Consider the following 1530-nt stretch of genomic DNA (forward strand, 5'->3'; position numbering starts at 1 on the left):
CGGCTCGGCCGCCTATAACGTGGGCCTGTCGAACCGTCGCTCGCGCACCGTGGCTGACGCCCTGGTCGCTCAAGGCGTCGCCGGCGGCGTCATCGCTCTCGACGGCAAGGGTGAAACCAACCTGGCCCGTCCGACCGCCGACGGCGTTCGCGAGCCTCTGAACCGTCGCGCCACCATCGGCATCAACTTCTAGGACGCCTGGACAAGGATCCCGATCCCGCAAGGATCGGGATCCGAACCAAGCTGACTGGAAGACGCCGGGGGGCGTCGGTGCGACGGGAAGGGCGACCTTCCGGAAGACGGCTCCCCCTGCTGATGATCCTGTGATGGACCGCCGGTTCTCCCCCTCGGGAGGCCGGCGGTTTCGCGTTTCCGGGTGGCGTTGCCAGAAAGTCTCGCTTCAAGCGCCACGGCCCGCGCCACGGCCTTTCGAGCCCGTCTAAAGGCTTTGAAAGGCGTGGAATTCGTCCGATGTCGCTGGAAGATTTCGTGAAATTTCTAACACCCACTCGCTTTTTTGGACAAGTCGGTTGATCCGCGTGACGAGGCCAGCGACAAAGGCGGCCATGTCAGAGTTCCGACCCTCTTGTCCGGTCTTTCGACGGAGCCGCGTCGCCCTTGGGCGGCGGCGGGTCTGGCTCGGGACGCCGGATCAGGGGCGGGGCATTGAGCGGTTCATTCCGTCCCGAAGACTTCGCGTGAGCCGGTCCTGACCATGGTGGACATTCGCATCACTCCCAGACTCGCCCCGGGCGAATCGACCCGCCGTCCGGCGGCGCGCGAATCTGTACGCGTCGTCGAGACCGTTCCGGTCGTCCCGACCGCCCTGCAGACGCCGGCCGCCTCCGGCCTCCGCTCGCGCCCCGGCCAGTCCCTGGCCGGCCGCCGGTTTCTGATCGTGACGGCGCCCTTCGGTCCGTTCGGCCGGATGCTGGCGGAGCAGCTGACTGCCGAGGGCGCCTCTGTGGCGCGGATGCTGTTCAACGCCGGTGACGCAGCCTACTGGCGGCGTTCGGGAGCCCAGCCCTACACAGGGGACGTGCGCCGCTGGCCCGCCCGGCTGGCCAGATTGGTCCAGGACCAGGGCCTGACCGACGTGATCGTGTTCGGCGAGGGCGGTCCCTATAACCAGGGCGTCCTCTCCCAGGCCGGCAAGCTCAAGGCCGCCACCGCCCTGGAACCGGACCGGATTCATCCGCTGCGTATCTGGGTGCTGGAAAACGGCTACTTCCGTCCCGACTGGATCACGGTCGAGGAGAACGGGGTCAACGCCTCCTCCGGCCTGCCGCGAGAGCGCACGGCCTATGATCCCCCGATCCCCGAAATGCTGCCGACCCGGCCGGTTGGCAAGATCCTGCCACACCACGTCATCAACATCAGCCTGTATCACGCCGCCCAGCCGCTGGGCCGCCTGGTGTTCCGCCGCTACGTCTATCCCTACACCCAGTCGCCCTGGCTGCAGTTCGTGGGCCATGTGCGGCGCTATCTGCAGCTCGCCTTCCGGTCCAGGACAGAGTCGGACGCCCAGGT

Annotated in this window: 1 protein-coding gene and 1 pseudogene; both read left to right on the plus strand. The window is 67.4% G+C overall.

Annotated elements, in window-relative coordinates:
• A partial coding sequence (locus ACP7AU_RS17665) for an OmpA family protein (protein WP_426052272.1) occupies nucleotides 1-193 on the plus strand: 193 nt, incomplete at its 5' end.
• A gap of 522 nt (nucleotides 194-715) precedes the next feature.
• A pseudogene (locus ACP7AU_RS17670) lies at nucleotides 716-1530 on the plus strand (capsular biosynthesis protein); the annotation flags it as partial.

It is taken from the genome of Brevundimonas sp. SL161 (assembly GCF_049896985.1).
GTDB lineage: Bacteria > Pseudomonadota > Alphaproteobacteria > Caulobacterales > Caulobacteraceae > Brevundimonas.